Annotated in this window: 9 protein-coding genes; 4 read left to right on the forward strand and 5 right to left on the reverse strand. The window is 72.1% G+C overall.

All coding sequences use genetic code 11. From position 1 onward, the window contains the following. Window positions 1-517 precede the first annotated feature (517 nt). On the reverse strand, window positions 518-2,860 hold the full coding sequence (locus tag ACZ53N_RS18475; RefSeq protein WP_469141884.1) for an Orn/Lys/Arg family decarboxylase: 2,343 nt from the start codon (window positions 2,858-2,860) through the stop codon (window positions 518-520). A 275-nt stretch (window positions 2,861-3,135) separates the two neighbouring features. Here ACZ53N_RS18475 and ACZ53N_RS18480 point away from each other — a divergent pair, with 275 nt between their 5' ends. Continuing rightward, window positions 3,136-4,830: a GAF domain-containing sensor histidine kinase gene (locus tag ACZ53N_RS18480; RefSeq protein ID WP_469141885.1), complete on the forward strand. Its 1,695-nt coding sequence runs from the start codon at window positions 3,136-3,138 to the stop codon at window positions 4,828-4,830. Window positions 4,831-4,876: 46 nt separating this feature from the next. Here the strand turns inward: ACZ53N_RS18480 and ACZ53N_RS18485 are convergent, their stop codons facing one another. Further along, entirely contained in the window at window positions 4,877-5,584 is a 708-nt protein-coding gene (locus ACZ53N_RS18485) for a response regulator (protein ID WP_469141886.1), read from the reverse strand. A gap of 313 nt (window positions 5,585-5,897) precedes the next feature. Here ACZ53N_RS18485 and ACZ53N_RS18490 point away from each other — a divergent pair, with 313 nt between their 5' ends. Then, entirely contained in the window at window positions 5,898-7,190 is a 1,293-nt protein-coding gene (locus ACZ53N_RS18490) for a globin domain-containing protein (protein ID WP_469141887.1), read from the forward strand. A gap of 113 nt (window positions 7,191-7,303) precedes the next feature. On the opposite strand, the gene ACZ53N_RS18495 is transcribed toward ACZ53N_RS18490, so the two are convergent. Both ACZ53N_RS18495 and ACZ53N_RS18500 read right to left on the reverse strand, forming a co-directional pair. Further along, window positions 7,304-9,526 carry an NADP-dependent isocitrate dehydrogenase gene (locus ACZ53N_RS18495; protein WP_469141888.1) on the reverse strand — a complete coding sequence of 741 codons (2,223 nt, stop codon included), beginning with the start codon at window positions 9,524-9,526 and terminating at the stop codon, window positions 7,304-7,306. Window positions 9,527-9,686: 160 nt separating this feature from the next. Next, window positions 9,687-12,554 carry an NACHT domain-containing protein gene (locus tag ACZ53N_RS18500; protein WP_469141889.1) on the reverse strand — a complete coding sequence of 956 codons (2,868 nt, stop codon included), beginning with the start codon at window positions 12,552-12,554 and terminating at the stop codon, window positions 9,687-9,689. Window positions 12,555-12,850: 296 nt separating this feature from the next. Here ACZ53N_RS18500 and ACZ53N_RS18505 point away from each other — a divergent pair, with 296 nt between their 5' ends. Beyond that, entirely contained in the window at window positions 12,851-13,654 is an 804-nt protein-coding gene (locus ACZ53N_RS18505; RefSeq protein ID WP_469141890.1) for an SMP-30/gluconolactonase/LRE family protein, read from the forward strand. 12 nt (window positions 13,655-13,666) lie between these two features. On the opposite strand, the gene ACZ53N_RS18510 is transcribed toward ACZ53N_RS18505, so the two are convergent. Then, the gene (locus tag ACZ53N_RS18510) at window positions 13,667-14,380 is read right to left on the reverse strand and encodes a class I SAM-dependent methyltransferase (RefSeq protein ID WP_469141891.1); all 714 of its coding nucleotides are present in this window, start codon (window positions 14,378-14,380) and stop codon (window positions 13,667-13,669) included. A gap of 112 nt (window positions 14,381-14,492) precedes the next feature. On the opposite strand from ACZ53N_RS18510, the gene ACZ53N_RS18515 reads away from it, so the two are divergent. Beyond that, on the forward strand, window positions 14,493-17,537 hold the full coding sequence (locus ACZ53N_RS18515; protein WP_469141892.1) for an AfsR/SARP family transcriptional regulator: 3,045 nt from the start codon (window positions 14,493-14,495) through the stop codon (window positions 17,535-17,537). The last annotated feature ends 164 nt before the right edge of the window (window positions 17,538-17,701 follow it).

Below are 17,701 nucleotides of genomic sequence, written 5' to 3' on the forward strand. Positions count from 1 at the left end.
GGGGCCGGGGGTGCGGGAGCCGGTGGTGCCGGCGGAGCTGGTGCGGGGGGCGCGGGTGCGGGCGGGGCGGGAGCCGGTGGAGCGGGCGCAGGTGGAGCGGGTGCGGGCGGGGCCGGCGCGGGGGGTGCGGGCGCGGGGGGACTCGGTCTGCGGCAGTTCAGCCACACTTCCGCGTCGACGGCGAGCACGTGCGCGGTGACGTTCACACACCCCGTACCGTTGTCGACGACGTCCGCGCGCGCCGCACCGCCCAGGGCGTCCACGCCGACGTGCGACGGCGGATGGTCCGGCAGCAGCCGTGGCAGGTCGGTGACGAGGGCATCCACCACCGGCGCACCGCCGACCGAGGCCCTCGCGCCCGCCTCGTCGGCCACCGCCTCGCCCGTCAAGGCAAGGACGGCAGCCGTGGCCAGCGCCAGCACACACCCTGTTCCCCGCCGTCCCGTCATGCCGAACAGCCTTCCGAGAGGTCTGGGAGTTCCGAGAGTTCCGGGAGTTGTCTCACCACGCCCCCCGGTCAGTGCCGGAGGGCGGCCGAGCGGTCCGGACGTACGCACTCGATCAAATAGTCGCCGGTGTCGGGGTCGACGGTCACTCCGTGGGTCTCGCTGCGGAATCCGGGGAACTCACGGTCGAAGGCCTCCAGCGCGCCGAGGTAGCGGAGCAAGGGACCGTCGGGGCCGCCGGTGGACTCGCCGGGCATCAGGACGGGGATCCCGGGCGGCGTCACGGTGATCATGGCTGCCGCCACACGGTCCGCGGCGTCGGTGAGCCTGACCCGCTCGGTGCCCGCCCGGATCAGTTGCTGGTAGCACCACTGGGGTGGCGCGACGGGCTCCGGCAGTTCCTGGAAGGCCGTGTCCAGCAGGGTGACCAGATCGGCCTGGCGCAGGTGCTCGTGCATGGACTGGCACAGCTCCCGCAACGTCGTCCCGTCATAGCGCCGGGGGTACTGCGCGAGAAGGCCGGGCAGCACCTGATCGAGCGGTGTGTCGGCGTCGTAGAGCGCCTTGAAGTCCATCAAGGCGTCCAGCAGGGTGCCCCACTTCCCCTTCGTGATGCCCATCGAGAAGAGGATGAGGGTGGTGTAGGTGTCGGTCTTCTCCACCACGATGTTCCGGGTCGCCAGGTAGGCCGTCAGGATGCGGGCTGGAATGCCCTGTTCGGCCGTCTGCCCGGTGGCGTCGATGCCGGGGCAGGTGAGGGTCACCTTGACCGGGTCGAGCAGGGCGTAGCCCTCGCCGAGTCCCGGGAAGCCGTGCCAGTCGGCGTCCGGCTCGAGCTGCCAGCAGGCGGCTTGTGTGCGCAGCAGTTCGGCCGGCGCGTCGGCGAAGGCGTGCGGTGCGCCGGTGGCCGGGTCGGTGACGGTCTCGGGCTGCCAGACGCCGAAGAACCAGGCGGGCCGGTCCCCGGCGGCCGCGATGCGCCTGCCCGTGCGGACCACGGCCTGACGGAACCGGATGGCCTCGGTGACCGCCTCGTCGATCAGCCAGTGCCCCTGCGGGCCGTCCATCATTCCGGCGGCCACGTCGAGGGAGGCGATGGCGGGGTAGAGCGGCGAGGTGGTGCCGTGCATCATGAACGCCTCGTTGAAGCGCTCGTGCTCGACCGGGGCCCTGGGTGCGGGCTTGATGTGCACCATGGCGCTCTGGGACAGCGCGGCCAGCAGCTTGTGCGTGGACTGGGTCGCGAAGACCGTGGGGCGTTCGGGGCCGTCGAAGGTGTCGGGGCCCACGGACATCCCGTAGCGCCCGGCGTAGAGGGGGTGGAAGCGCGCGTAGGCGAACCACGCCTCGTCGAAGTGGAGCCGCGGGGTACTGGGGGCGAGCTCGCGCGCGACCCGCACGGCGTCGTAACAGAGCCCGTCGTAGGTGGAGTTGGTGAGCACGGCGTACTCGGCCCGGGGTGAGCTCGCGCCGGCCGCCAGCGGGTTGCGGGCGATGCGGTCCGCCACCGCCGTCGCCCCGATCCCGGCGGGCGGCAGCGGGCCGGCCAGCCCGTAGCCGTTGCGGGTGGGGACGAGGTAGACGGGGCGGGCGCCGGACAGGACCAGGCCGTGCAGCACGGACTTGTGGCAGTTGCGGTCCACCAGCGCGATCTCGTCGTGGGAGACGCAGAAGTGGCCGACCATACGGTCCGCGGTGGAGTCACCGTGGAGCACGAAGTAGGTGCGCTCGGCGCCGAAGATCCGGGCGGCGTTGCGCTCCGCGTCTCCGATCGGGCCGGTGTGTTCGAACAGGGATCCCAGTTCCTCGACGGAGATGGACAGGTCGCTGCGGAAGAGCCGCTCCCCGTAGTAGTCGAAGAAGGCCCGACCGACGAGTGACTTCAGGAAGGCGACGCCGCCCGCGTGTGCGGGGGTGTGCCAGGAGTACTCGTGGGCGTCGTCGAAGCGCCGCAGCGCCTTGAAGAACGGCGGGAGCACGGCCTCGCTGTAGGCACGCGCCGCGCTGACGATCCGTCCGGCGATGAACGCCGGAGTGTCCTCCAGCGGCCAGATGTAGCCGACCACCGCCTCCGACACCCACAGCGGCAGCCGGTCGAGGTCCTCGTCGGCCTCGTCCGTCATGACGAGCAGGACCGGCAGATTCTTGAAGCGCCGCCCGATCTGGCGCAGCACCTCGGCACCGCCCGGCTCGTCCTTCGCGCGCTCGCCCGAGGAGAGGTCCCACGCCACGACGGCGGCCGCGATGCCCGCCTCCGTGCGCAGCACCGCCCGGGCGTCGGCCGCGGTCCGCGTCCACCGCACTTCCAGCCCCTGGGCTTCCACCGCCCTTCGGATCCTGCACAACTGGTCGCCTTCGGAGCCCTCTGCCCGTGGGTCCTCGCGCAACGCGAACAGAACCGTACCGGCGGCCATTTCGTCCCCCGCTCCTCAAGACCATCGTGTTGCCCGTCGGCCAGTGTCGCCAAGGCAGTCCGGGCCGCCCGCCTGCGAGCGGGCAAACCACTCGTCGGAGGGGAGTTGCACGCCGGGAAGCCGACCGCTTTATCGAACAACCAGCTTCCGTCGAACACTTGCCGATACGACGCCCGCCCCTCCCCCGACCCCTCCCCCGGGCCGCCGGGCCCCCGCGCGGGCCTCGCGCGGCGCTGGCGTAGGCTGCTCACCAGGCACGGGCCAGGGGAGCAGTCATGTCCAAAACCGCAGATCAGACACAGTCGGTGCGTCGGCCGCAGCCCCTCGGACCGGACCGGGTCCGCAGCCTCCTCGACGCCGTCATGAGTCTGGGACACGGGCTGGAACTGCCCCAGGTGCTCCGGGGCATCGTCCAGGCAGCGGTCACGCTCACGGACGCGGAATACGGGGCGCTCGGCGTGGTCGGCGACGGGCAGCGGCTCTCGGAGTTCCTGACCGTCGGCATGTCCGACGAACTCGCGGCGCGGATCGGCCGCACGCCCTGTGGGCGGGGGATTCTCGGCGAACTCATCAGCAACCCCGTACCGCTCAGGCTCACCGATCTGTCGGACCACCCGCACAGTTACGGTTTTCCCGAGCACCACCCGCCGATGCACACCTTCCTGGGGGTGCCGGTCCGGGTCCGGGACGAGGTCTTCGGCAATCTCTACCTCACCGAGAAGCGCGGTGGGGCGTCCTTCGACGAGGACGACGAGGCGGTGCTGAACACCCTGTCCATCGCGGCCGGCGTGGCCATCGACAACGCCCGCCTGTACCACGAGAGCCGCCGTCGGGAACGCTGGCTGGAGGCCCTCGGCGAGATCACCCGCAGTCTGCTGTCCGGTACCGACTCCTCCTCGGTGCTGCACCTGATCGCCGAGCGCGCGATGGAGGTCGCGAGCGCCGACCGCGCCGCCGTGCTGCTTCCCGTGCCGATGGCGCCCAGGACGGACAAGACGGAGGGACCGCAGGACAGGCTGATGGTGGAGGTGGCCCACGGTCACGGCGCGGACCGCCTCAGCGGGCTGGTCGTTCCGGCCGAGGGGTCGCTGGCCGGCCTGGCCGCGCGCACCGGGGCCCCGGTGGCCAGCCCCGATGTCCGCACCGATCCTCGGGCGTACCCCCTCGACGAGGACACGGAGGAGGGGTGCGGCCCCACCGTCGCGGTCCCGTTACGGGCGGACGCGAGGGCTTCCGGGGCGCTGCGGCTGAGCCGGCTGGCCGGGCGGCCCGCGTTCGACGACTTCGAGGTGAAGCTGATCTCGGGCTTCGCCGATCAGGCCGCCATCGCCCTCGAACTCGCCCAGCACCGCGCCGAGTCGGAGCAGTTGACCGTGCTGCACGACCGCGACCGCATCGCCCGGGACCTGCACGACCTGGCGATCCAACGGCTCTTCGCCACCGGCATGACGCTGCAGAGCGCTACCCGCCTCATCGACCGGCCGGAGGCGGCCGAGCGGGTCGGCCGCGCGGTGAACGACCTGGACACCACCATCCAGATCATCCGGTCGACCATCTTCGCCCTCCGCACGACCGGGGACGGCGGGCCGAGCCTGCGCCGCCGCATGGCCGAGACCGCTCAGGCAGCCGCCCGCACCCTCGGCTTCCCACCGTCGCTGCGGATCGAGGGCCCGGCGGACACCAACGTCCCGGAGGGACTGGCCGAGCAGATACTGGCGGTGACGGCCGAGGCCCTCAGTAACGCCACCCGGCACGCGCGGGCCCGCCGGGTGGACGTCGCCCTGGTCGTGGACGACCGCGTGACGCTGACCGTGACGGACGACGGAGTGGGCATCGGCAGCGGCGGCGGCCACACGGGGGGCCTGGCCAATATGCGGTCCCGCGCCGAACTCCACGACGGCGCCCTGACGGTCGAATCACCGCTGTCGGGCGGCACCCGCATCGTATGGAGCGTACCGCTGCCCGAGTGACCCGCGCCTGGCGTGCATGCCAGGGGCGCGAGTTCGCGGACGCACCCTAACGGGCGCCACGCCCCTCCCGCTGCCCGCGGAGGCGGCCCGCGATCTCGGCCGCCTGGACACGCCGGCCCACGCCCAGCTTGGCCAGCAGGGAGGAGACGCGGTTCTTGACCGTCTTCTCCGCCAGGAACAGCCGGTCAGCGATCTGACGGTTGGTCAACCCCTCCCCTATCAGCTCCAGGATCTGCCGTTCCCGGGGCGAGAGCAGGTCCGGCTCGGGCTCGAGCGCCTCCGGGCGCCGTGGCGCGCGCAGCCGTTCCATCACCCGGGAGGCCGCGCGCGGATCCAGCATCGACTTCCCGGTGGCCACGGTGCGTACCGCGGTCACCAGGTCCGAGCCGTTGATCTGCTTGAGGACGTAACCGGCGGCTCCCGCCATGATGGCATCGAACAGGGCCTCGTCGTCATCGAAGGACGTGAGCATCAGGCAGGCCAGCTCCGGCATCCTTGCCCGCAGTTCCCGGCAGACCTCGATGCCTCCGTGATCACCTCCCTCCGCACCGGGCTCCCCGAGCCGTACGTCGAGAATCGCCACGTGCGGACGGGCGGCGGGCGCTCTGGAGAGCGCCTCCCGGCCGTTGGCCGCCTCCCCCACCACCTCGATGTCCCGCTCCGCTTCGAGGAGATCACACACCCCGCGGCGTACCACCTCGTGATCGTCGAGGATGAAGACGCGCAGGGGCGCGGCGTCGGCGTGCTGGTCCATGTGCTGCTCACTCTGTCTGACGGGGCGTCCGGGAATGCCGCTCCACTCGTGGAACTCCCAGTATGTCCGGGCCCGCCGGGGCACCGCGAACGGCCCCGCCGGGCCCGGGCGCACCGGTCGGCGTGGCCAGCCCACACCTCTCGCCGACCGGTGGACAGGGCCGAACGGCCCTGGGGAATAGGGCCGAACGGTCCCTCGGGGGCGTTGCCATACTGACGCGACCCGCCCGCCGACCGGGCCGGATCGTCGTTCGGGCCCGCTTGAGGCGGGTCCGTCAGTGCGGGGTGCCCGCCCGCGTGAGGAGCTACCGACCGTGACCACCGTCAACGCCGACTACCACGCATTACTCGCCCGGCACGACGCGATGCGGCTGCGCCGACAGCTCCTGGCCCCGGGGCAACGCCCGGACGGCGCCCGCATGGGGCAGGAGGCGGCGCGATCCTATGACGGGTCGGCCGACCAGCGGGTGATCACACACCATCTCGGTCTGGTGACACCCTTCGACGGCTTGATCTCCCATCTCTATGACGCGATGTTCGCGCAGCGGCCGTTCCTGCGGTCGTTGTTTCCCGCGTCCATGGAGTTCCAGCGCAAGCACCTGGCGGACATCCTCCACTATCTGATCGAGAACCTGCACCGCCCGGGGGAGATCATGGCGGTCTTCACTCGGCTCGGGCGCGATCACCGCAAACTCGGGGTGCGGCCCGCGCACTTCGCGACGTTCGAGGCGGCGTTGCGCGAAGCGCTGCACCGCTCGGCGGGCCCGCGGTGGAACGCGGAGATGGAGGGGGCGTGGCTGCGCATGCTGCGATTCGCCGTGGCGGCCATGGTCGAGGGCGCGGAGGCCGCCCTCGCCGAACCGCCCGCGTGGCAGGCCACAGTGACGGCGCATCAGGTACGGCGCCCGGGCCTGGCCGTGCTGCGGGTGCGCCCGCACGAGCCCTACCCCTACCGGGCCGGGCAGTACGCCTCGGTGGCATCGCCGCTGCTGCCGCAGGCCTGGCGACAGTACTCCCTCGCCCGCGCCCCACGGCCGGACGGCGAGTTGGAGTTCCACGTCCGGCAGACCGGCACGGGCGGAGTGAGCGAGGCCTTGGTGGCGCACACCCGGGCCGGGGACACCCTGCGCCTGGGCCCGGCGGGCGGAACGATGACGCTCGAGGACCACCTGACGCGCGATGTGCTGCTGGTGGCGGGCGATACCGGCTGGGCGCCCGCCAAGGCGCTGCTGGAGGAGCTGGCCGCGCGCCGGAACGCCCACCGCAGGGCGCACCTGTTCCTCGACGCCCGTTCCGGGCTGTACGACATCGAGTCGCCGACGGACCTGGAGCGTCGCCATCCGTGGTTGCGCGTGGTCCCGGTGCTCGGCGAGGGCCCGGCGACGGACCCGTACCGCCGGCTGGCCGAGGTCGTGGGGCGGCACGGCGACTGGTCCGAGCACATCGCGTTCGTCAGCGGACCGCCCGCGCTGGTGGGCGCCGCCGTGGACCGGCTCGCCGCCGAACACCTGCCGGCCGCACGCATCCGGCACGACCCGCTGCCCGCCGCCCCGCCGACGGGCGGCCACCGGACGGCCGTGGGCGGCGCGGCGGCGGCAGACGGGTGACCGGCGGCGGGGCGGGGCCGGCGATCCCGTGAAAACGGTGCCGCCCCGGCCGGAGGGAACTCCGGCCGGGGCGGCACCGGCGTACGGGCGGCGGCCCGCCCGCGTCGCGAAGATCAGCCCAGGGTCGCGATGGCCTGGTTGAACGTCGCCGACGGACGCATGACGGCAGCGGCCTTGGCCGGGTCGGGCTGGTAGTAGCCGCCGATTTCGGCCGGCGAACCCTGCACCGCGATCAGCTCGTCGACGATGGTCTGCTCCTGCTCGGCCAGCGTCTTGGCGAGGGCGGTGAACGCCTCCGCGAGCTGCTTGTCCTCGGTCTGACCCGCCAGCTCCTGCGCCCAGAAGAGCGACAGGTAGAAGTGGCTGCCACGGTTGTCGATGCCACCGAGGCGGCGGCTGGGCGACTTGTCCTCGTTGAGGAACGTGGCGGTCGCGCGGTCGAGGGTGTCCGCGAGCACCTGGGCGCGCGCGTTGCCCGTGGTCTGCGCGAGGTGCTCGAAGCTGACCGCGAGCGCGAGGAACTCACCCAGGCTGTCCCAGCGCAGGTAGTTCTCCTTGACGAGCTGCTGCACGTGCTTGGGCGCGGAACCGCCGGCACCGGTCTCGAACAGACCGCCGCCGTTCATGAGCGGGACGACCGAGAGCATCTTGGCGCTCGTACCGAGCTCCAGGATCGGGAAGAGGTCGGTCAGGTAGTCACGCAGCACGTTGCCCGTGACCGAGATCGTGTCCTCGCCGCGGCGGATGCGCGCCAGGGAGAACGCGGTCGCCTCGACCGGCGACATGATCTCGATCTGCAGACCGTCGGTGTCGTGCTCGGCCAGGTACGTCTTGACCTTCGCGATGAGCGTCGCGTCGTGGGCGCGGCCCTCGTCGAGCCAGAACACGGCCGGGACGCCGGTCGCGCGGGCGCGGGTGACGGCGAGCTTGACCCAGTCCTGGATCGGCGCGTCCTTGGTCTGGCACATGCGGAAGATGTCACCGGCGCCCACGACCTGCTCGAGGACGACGTTGCCGGCCTCGTCGACCACGCGCACGGTGCCCGTGGCGGGGATCTCGAAGGTCTTGTCGTGGCTGCCGTACTCCTCGGCCTTCTGCGCCATCAGACCGACGTTGGGCACCGAGCCCATCGTCGACGGGTCGAAGGCGCCGTTGGCGCGGCAGTCGTCGATGACGACCTGGTACACGCCGGCGTAGCTGCTGTCCGGGAGGACGGCGAGGGTGTCGGCCTCCTGGCCGTCCGGGCCCCACATGTGGCCGGAGGTGCGGATCATGGCCGGCATGGAGGCGTCGACGATGACGTCGCTCGGCACGTGCAGGTTGGTGATGCCCTTGTCGGAGTCGACCATCGCGAGGGCGGGGCCCTCGGCGAGCTCGGCGTCGAAGGACGCCTTGATCTCCTCGCCCAGGTGGGGCATCGTCTCCAGACCCTTGAGGATGCCGCCGAGACCGTCGTTGGGCGACAGGCCGGCCGCGATGAGGGCCTGGCCGTACTTCGCGAAGGTCTTCGGGAAGAAGGCACGCACGACGTGGCCGAAGACGATCGGGTCGGAGACCTTCATCATCGTGGCCTTGAGGTGCACGGAGAACAGCACGCCCTCGGCCTTGGCGCGGGCGATCTGCTCGCCGAGGAACTCGCGCAGCGCCGCGACGCGCATGACGGAGGCGTCCACGACCTCGCCCGCGATCACCGGTACCGACTCGCGCAGGACGGTGGTGGAGCCGTCGTCACCCGCGAGCTCGATGCGCAGCGTGCCGTCCTCGGTGATGACCGCGGACTTCTCGGTGGAGCGGAAGTCGTCGACACCCATGGTGGCGACGTTCGTCTTGGAGTCGGCCGTCCAGGCGCCCATGCGGTGCGGGTGCGTCTTGGCGTAGTTCTTGACCGACGCGGGTGCCCGGCGGTCGGAGTTGCCCTCGCGCAGCACGGGGTTGACGGCGCTGCCCTTGACCTTGTCGTAACGCGCGCGGACGTCCTTGTCCTCGTCGGTCTTCGGGTCGTCCGGGTAGTCCGGCAGGTCGTAGCCCTGCTGCTGGAGCTCGGCGATGGCCGCCTTCAGCTGCGGGATGGAAGCCGAGATGTTCGGCAGCTTGATGATGTTCGCGCCGGGAGTCTTGGCCAGCTCGCCGAGCTCGGCGAGAGCGTCGTCGATGCGCTGGCTCTCCTGGAGACGCTCCGGGAAGCTGGCGATGATGCGCCCCGCCAGGGAGATGTCACGGCTCTCCACAGTGACCCCGGCCTTCGAGGCGTACGCCTCGACCACAGGCAAGAACGAATACGTCGCCAGGGCCGGGGCCTCGTCGGTGTGCGTATAGATGATGGTCGAGTCAGTCACCGGTGCTCCGCTCCACGTCTCAACATTGCTTGACATCAAGATATCTCGTGATCGCCGCGCACTCGACACGACCCTGCCCTCAGCGATGACGGAAACAAGTCACGCTGCCCGGGGCCGCCCCTCGAAGTCAATCGATCACACAGGGTGACGAATCCGGGGCTCAACCGTCTCGGGGATCCCTCCCCGCGCCGCGCGGGTCCGGCCGCCCGCTCGTGATGTCTCCGTGCACGAAGCCGGCCTGGATGACGCCCCCCGCGTGCGCCTGCCCGGAGATCTCGTTGCGGATGGTGACGTGCGGGCTCTGTGGCGTGGCGATGTCCACGGGCGGCCGCCAGCGGGCACCGGCGAAGCGTCGCAGCGCCGCCGCGAGGTCCGGCGGGGCGACCTCCTTCGTCGACAGCGGGAGGACCATGAACCATCCGTCGCTGCTGCGGAAGGATCGCGCGGGCTGCGGCGCACCGGGGTGCGGGCGCACGTGAAGGGCGTAGAGCTTGGTATCCCGCTTCCGGCGGATGTACTTGCGCACGGCGACATCCCGCACATCGGCCCACGCCAGCCGGGCACGGCCGCGGCCCACTCGGAACTCGATGTACTCCGTGGTCATGCACAGCGCCTGCCGTTGCGGCGGCAGCAGCCAGGTGACGACCATGATCAGGGTCCCGAAGCAGCACCAGAAGAGCAGTCCCACCAGGGCGGGCAACCAGTTGCCGTTCACGGCCGAGCGGATGACCGTCATGACGGCGAAGAACATGACCACCGGCCAGTGGCCGAGGGCGATCCGGCGCCCTCGCCCCTCGGCCCGGAACATGCGCTCGTCCGTGTGGACGGTCCAGTGCTTGAGGGAGGACAACGGGGCCCGTTCGGCCTCGGCGAGCGCGTCGCGGAAAGTGGGCGCGGCAGTGCCCGCGAACGCGGGCGAGGGCTGCGTGGCCGGCGCGGGACGGGTGCGTGGCGGGGGTTGCTGCCACGGGGTCTGCTGCCGCGGGGCCCGGGGAGCGGGATGACCGGTTTTCGCGGCCAGGTGTTCCTGGAGGCGCAGATGGCGGAATCGGTACACGCCGCCGCTGCGCTGCAGCAGGCCGCCGTGGTGCGCGTCGCGCAGGAACTCCATCAGCGACCAGGGCACCCGCCCCGCGATGGCCAGACAGCCCTTGGCCAGCAGCCAGCGGCTCCACAGGCTCATCAGCAGCAGCATCACCGAGGCTCCGAACCAGCCGGCGACGGCCCGGGCCATCCCCGCGTCGAACGATCCCTCACTCTCGCGGTACCAGCCGTGTGCTCCCTGGCCGATGCCGATCAGCACGGCGACCGTGCACACCGAGAGCCACGCGGCGGTGCGCTCGCTGGCCAGCACCTCGTCGGGTGTGCTCGCGTCCTCGGTGTCGGACGGGGCGGCGAGCGTCACCATGAGCAGGGGAGCCAGCACGGTGCTGCAGACGATCATCACCACATACGGGCGGGGGTCGTACGCCCCGGACACCAGGAAGGTGAACAGCGTGGCCGGGACGACGATCACCGCCGATGCCTTCAGCGCCCGCCCGACGGAGGCGGCCCGGCCCGCCGAACGCAGGGCCGCACCGATCCGGAAGGGGTTGGCGCGCCGGCGTGGTTGCCCTCGTTTGAACCCGAACCACACATCCACGGCGATCCACAGCGCCATGCCGTGGAGCAGCCCGCCCGACAGGGCGAGCTCCAGGCCCCAGGCGTGCATTCCCACCCCTCCGAACCCGGCCCTGTCCGCCTGCCCGGCGGCGAACCAGCCGACGCCGGCGGACGCGACCTTGGACAGCGCCAGGCACACCAGCAGCAGGGCCGGCAGCATCGAGGCCCGCACCAGGGCGGTGCGGTGCAGGTCCCACCAGGCCAGCTCGGTGGTGCGGCGCGCGGTGAGGCGGCCGGCGAGGTAGGCGAGCCAGTGCCCGGAGCGCCGCGCGTCCCACTGTTTGGGCGCGTGCAGCCGGTCCGGGGCATGGGGCGACGCGGGGAAGACCGCGGGGATGATCAGGTCGAGCAGATGGCTTTCGGCGGCCTCCCGCGAGGGGAACGGCCGGCGCAGCAGATCCAGCGGGTCGGCGGGCGGCGTCCCGAAGCCCCGGCGGGCCAGCCAGATCATCAGCGGACTCGTCAGCGCTTGCGCGACCGGCCCGTCCGGCTCCTGGTCCACCGCGTCGAGCAGCAGTTTCCAGTTCCTGCGGACCTGGGGTGCGGCGGATCGCAGCAGGTAGGCGGTGGCTTCCGGCAGGCCGACGGGCTGGGCCTCCATCACCGCGGCGCGCGCGATGGCCGCGCCCGCCTCCTCTTCCGCGCGGTACTCCCGGGTGCGGGACGTGAGGACGACCGCGTCCTGGTCGCCGAGGGCCCGGTCGATCTCGCGCACCACCAGGGAACGCCGGTGCTCGGGAAGTTCGTCGAGCCCGTCGAGCACGGGAAGGACCCGCCGGTCCTGGACCAGCCGTACCGCGGGGTGCCGGCCGTCGACCGACGGCAGACCGGGGTGCTCCTCGGCGATGCGTCTCGCCAGCCAGACGTGGAAGTGGTCCTGGTGCGGATCCCAGGACTCCAGCGTGAGGACGACGGGGACCGGGACGGGACGGGCGTCACCGCCTTCGCCGTCGTGACGCGCACGAGGTGCCGCAAGGCAGCGGTCCGTCAGTTCCAGGGCCAGCAGCACCGCCAGCGTCGACTTGCCCGCGCCCGGGCCGCCCAGGACCACCAGACGGCGGTGGCGCAGCCCGAGGAAGTCATCCACGACCGTCCCGATCCGGTCGCCGTGCGCGGCAGCGTGCCGGGCCGTCGGCCAGTACGCCGTCCAGCGCACCGACAGGGGCTCCGCCGACGCCAGGTCCCAGGCGTTGAGCTCCGCCGCCCACTGCGCCCGGATGCTCCGCGCCAGGGCCGACGCGGCACGCTCCACCGGGTCGGCGGCGGGCGGCAGATGCACGGTGACATCTCCGTGCACGTGCCCGATCTGCAGCACGTACTCCGCCGTGCCCCGCATGACGTTGTGAATGCCCAACTCGTCGGCCATAGCGGCATTGTGGGCCACGAATGCGCTGTCATCGCCGGTCTTTCCGGAGGCCGTTGAAATCAGAGGCCACTCTGACACCATCAGTCACACGCGTAACTGTGATTCCCCCTAGACACCAGGGCACTTGAGGGCGGGAACGGGGGCGGGACGGTACAACAGGGGGCATGCGTATGCGATCAGTGGCATGGGTGGGGAGTCTGTTAACCGCGTTGGTGCTCGGCGGTGCGGGTCCGTCGACGGCGGCACCGCGGCCCTCACCTGCGACGGCCCTGGATGCCTGTCAGGAGCGGGCACGGGTGACGGTGTTCCGGGAAGGCGGCGTTCCGCTGCTGGACTGGCGGGAGAACCTGGAGTTCGACGGGCGCGGCACGCTCTGGGTCGCGCATCTGACCAGGAACCGCGTCGAGGGGTACGCCCCGGACGGGACGCTGAGGGCCAGCCTTCCCGTACCCGGCCCGGGTGGCATCCGGCGTGGCCCGGACGGAATGATGTACGTCAACTTCGGTGTGAACCCGCTGGCGCGGGACGGCGGCGTCATGCGGTTCGACCCGGCCGCCGACCGGCCGCGGGCCGAGCGGTTCGCCGGCGGGATATCCGGCGTCAACGGCCTCGCCGTCGACGCCGACGGCAACTTCTACCTCAGCCGCGAGCTGGCCACCGGCATCGTCAAGATCCGGCCGGACGGCACCAAGGACGAGGAGTGGACGAGGAAGGCGAATGTCTTCGGCACCAACGGTCTGGAGGTCGTGGGCGATCAGCTGTACGCGAGCGTCATCACCCACACGGCGTCCCCGGTGGTACGCATCCCCCTGAAGGACCCGGCGCACCACACCACGGTCACCGAACTCAGCCCGAACCCGCTGAAGATCAAGCTCCTTGACGACCTGACCTTCTTCGACGGTGATCTGGTGGTCGCGAGCTTCCGCGACGGCGAACTGATCCGGGTGGACCCGGCGACCGGCCGGTCCTGTGTCCTGGTGAACGGCCTGCGGATGCCCAGCAGCGTCCGGGTCGCCCGCGCCTTCGGTGACCACGACCCACGGCGTGATGTGTTCGTCGTCGAAGCCTCGGGCCGCATCCTCAAGGTGACGGTCGGCTGATGGCATGACTCCCTACGCGGGGGCGGCCGGGGAGCGTCCGGTGACCGGCAGGGCCCGCACCCAGGTGCGGTCATCGGTCAGATAGGCGTCCACGGCGAGCCCCGCCTCGGCCAACGCGACTTCGAAGGCATCTGTGGTCAGGGGGCGGGACAGGAACGTCTGGGTCCATCGCGCGTCCGGGAAGAGGTATTCGACGTGAACGGATCGCACACCGGGGCGGACCGGCTCGGAGGACACCACCCGGACGATCCCCCCGGGTATCTTCCGCTCCCGTGGCAGGTTCTCGTGCCGGTCCTCGCTCTCGCGCTGGATCAGCACGCATCCGTCGTCCGCGACATGCTGCCGGCAGGCCCGCAGCAGTCGCCCGCGGGCCCGCAGATCGCCGGTGTGAATCAGGAACGACGCCAGGAGCACCACATCGAAGTGCTCGTCGAGCTCCAGTTCCTCGATCGGACCGCACACGGTGCGCGCGCCCCGGACCCGCTCCAGCATCCGGGGGGATTCGTCGACGGCGGTCACGGTGAAGCCCCGCTCGACCAGCGGATGCGTCATCCGGCCCACGCCGGAGCCCAGTTCGAGGATGCGGGCCCGGGCGGGGACCGCGCGCGCGATGACGTCGGGCTCGTCACCCACCGGGAGCCGTTCGTAGAGCTCGACCGCACACCCGTCGGGCGTGATGGCTCCCGGCCCGGTCCCTCGGTGTCCCTCACGCGCCCGTTCACTCATCCCACCATCGCAGCACAGCGGGAGCGGTCGTGGAAGACCGCACCTCCCGCCCGGAGCAGGCAAGCCTCATATGATCACCAGCAATCCGTCGGGTAGGGGGAGACGTTCACCAGTGCTCGCGCCGCACGAGGGGACTCGCATCCGGTTGCTCGGCCCTGTCCGGTTCGTCTCGGACCGGGGAACGGCCTCCCGCCCCGGGGCGCCGGGGCCACAGACCGTCCTGGCGGCCCTGGCGCTGCGCGCGGGGTCGCTGGTCACCGTCGAGGAGTTGATCGACGGGCTGTACCGCGACGATCCGCCGTCCTCCGCCCGGCGCGTGATCGTGAACTACGTGCACCGGCTGCGGGCGCACATCGACCGCGTGGACACGGACGGCGGCGCGCGCCCGTCCTCGCTCATCGGCACCACGGCCGACGGATACGTGCTGCGGCTCCCCGAGGAACGCGTCGACGCGCTGCGGTTCGCCCGGCTCACCGCACGGGCCAGGCGCCGGGCCCGCGACGGCGATCCGACGGCCGCCGTGGTCTGTCTGGACGAAGCGCTCGGGATGTGGCGGGGCCCCGCTCTGGCGGGGCTGCCCGGGCCGGGTGCCGAGGAGCAGCGCCGGGCGCTGACCGAGCAGCGCGCGTCCGCGGTCGAGCACCGCGTGGAGCTGCTGCTGGAGTGCGGGCGCAGCGCGGAGCTGGTACCGGACATCCTGCGCGCTCTGGAGGCGTATCCGTACCGGGAGCGGTTGCACGGTGCGCTGATGCTGGCGCTCTACCGTTCCGGGCGTGGCGCCGAGGCGCTGCTGGCCTACGACCACGCCCGCCGGGTGCTCGCGGACGAGCTGGGCATCGACGCGGGTCCGGCGCTCCGGGCCCTGCACGCGGCCATCCTGGCGGAGGACCAAACGCTTCTGACGCCCCCCTCCGCGGTCGACGCGGGGGCGCCGCCGCGGTCCGGCCCGGTTCCGGCGGGGGATCAGGGCCCACCGCCGCCCGCTCAGCTGCCGCCCGCGCCCTGTGACTTCACCGGCCGTCACGACCAGATGTCCGCGCTGGTCTCCGCGCTCACCGGCGGCGAGCACACCGTCGCGGTCATCACGGGCATGGGCGGGGTCGGCAAGACCGCGCTGGCCCTGCGTGCGGCGCACGCCGTCGCCGGGACCTATCCCGACGGCCAGTTGTACGCGAATCTGCGCGGGCCCGACGGGGCTCCGTGCGACCCGGCCGGGATCCTGACGGGCTTTCTGACGGCACTGGGCGTTCCCCAGGAGCGCTTCCCGGCTTCGCTCGCCGACCGCACGGCGCTGTTCCGCACCCTGCTGTCGCGGCGCGCCCTGCTGGTCGTGCTGGACAACGCCACCGGCGTGGCGCAGGTCGAACCGTTGCTGCCGGGCGCGGCCCGGTGCGCTGTGCTGATCACGGCCCGGTCCCTGGCGGCGATGCCCGCCACCCTCACCGTGCCCCTGGTGGGTCTGGGCCCGGGCGATGCCGCGGAGTTGATCGGCAAGGTCGCCGGGGTGCGGCGGATCGAGGAGGAGCCGGGTGCCGTCGCGGCGCTGGCGGCGGCCTGCGGGCACCTGCCGCTGGCGCTGCGCGCGGCCGGGGCCCGGCTGGCGACCCGGCCGGCGTGGACCGTCGCCACGCTGCTGGCCCGCGTCTCGGACCAGGCCCGGCTGCTCGGCGAGCTCGCCGTGGGTGAGCTGACCGTCGAGGCGGTCTTCGAGTTGTCGGCCTCCCAGCTGACTCCCCGGCAGGCCCGGGCGTTCATGGCGCTGTCCGTCCCGCACTGCGCGGAGTTCGACGTCAAGGGCGCGGCCGCCGTTCTCGACCTGCCGGAGCCGGACACCGAGACGGTGCTGGAAGCGCTGGTCGACGCCGTGCTCCTGGAGAGCCGCGGACCGGGCGAGTACCACTTCCACGACCTGGTCGGCGCGTACGCGCGGGCGAAGGCACAGGCGGAGCTGACCGAGGAGGAACGCCGCGAGGTGGTGCGCCGCGCGGCCGACTATCTGTGTGCCGGCGTCGTGTCCGCGGTACGGGCCTCGCAGCCCCTGGCCGGGCCGCTGACCGCGGAGATCCACCCGAGGCGGTCGGCCGGCCCGGAGGTGGGAGACGGCTACCAGGCGATGGTGTGGATGCGGGGCGTGATGCCCACGGTGGCCGCGGTCGTCGAGCAGGCGGCGGCCTGTGGCGACCCCGACGCGGTGGCGCTGGCCGTGGACATCGTCACTCTCGTGCCGTGCTTCGAGGAGATCGTGCCGCTCGGTCCACTCGCGCAGGCCGCGACCGCTCTGGTCCCGGCGGCCCTGGCGCACTGCGGCGAGGACATCGCGGGCACCGCCCACTACGCGGCGGGCGTGATCCTCAAGAAGCATTCCTCTCCCGCGTCGCTCCATCGCTCACGGGCCCACCTGGTGAAGGTCCTGGAGGTCTTCGAGGACGCTCCGGCGCCGGGCGAGGGCCATCGGCCCTTCCTGCTGGTGTTGTTCACGCTGGCGATGCTGGCCGAACTGGAGCTTCAGTTCGGGAACTTCGCGGCGGCCCGCGACTGCGCGGAGCGGTCGGTGGCACTGGCGGCGGTCAGTGGTGACCGGGAGCTGGTGGCGCGACGGCGCACCGTCCTGCTCCGGATCGAGGTCGAGGATCCGGACCGGCGGATGGACCTGGAGCTGATCGGGTCGCGGTGCCGGGAGCTGACGGGCGTCTTCACCCGGAGCGAGGACGAGAAGTGGCTCATCAGGGTGCTGATGACGGAGGCGGACAGCGTGCTGCGGGGCGGCAGCCACGCGGCGGCGGCCCGGCTGTACCGCCGGGCGCTGGAACGGGCCCGGGACAGTGGACACGCCCGCAACGAGACGGAGTGTCTGTTCCGGCTCTCCGAGGCGCTCCTGGCGACCGGGGACACCGGGGGCGCCGTCGACGCCGCGCGGGACGCCCTGGCCGGCGCCCGGATGGCCGGGGAACCCCTGCTGATGGCGCGCAGTCACCAGGCGCTCGGCAGGGCCCTGCGGGCGGTGCGCGAGGAGGCGGCGGCCGACACGCACCTGGTACGGGCCGAGGAGCTGTACCGGGGACTGAGCCGGCCCGCGGAATCGACGGTGGACGCCTTGACGGGTTCCCGTCCGGGTGCGGGGCGGCGGCACCCGGACGGGACCCGGTCACCGCGGTAGCGACACAGGAGACGCGGTAGCGACACAGAAAGCGCGTCAGCGACGCGGAAAGCGGTGGGGGGGGGGGGGGGGGGGGGGGGGAGGGCACGGGGACCTACCCGAGGGAAGGCAGCAAAGAGAAAAAGAGAGACGCCAAAACACCAACGACCGTGAGCGGGGTGGGG

It is taken from the genome of Streptomyces sp. NPDC033229 (genome assembly GCF_055576875.1).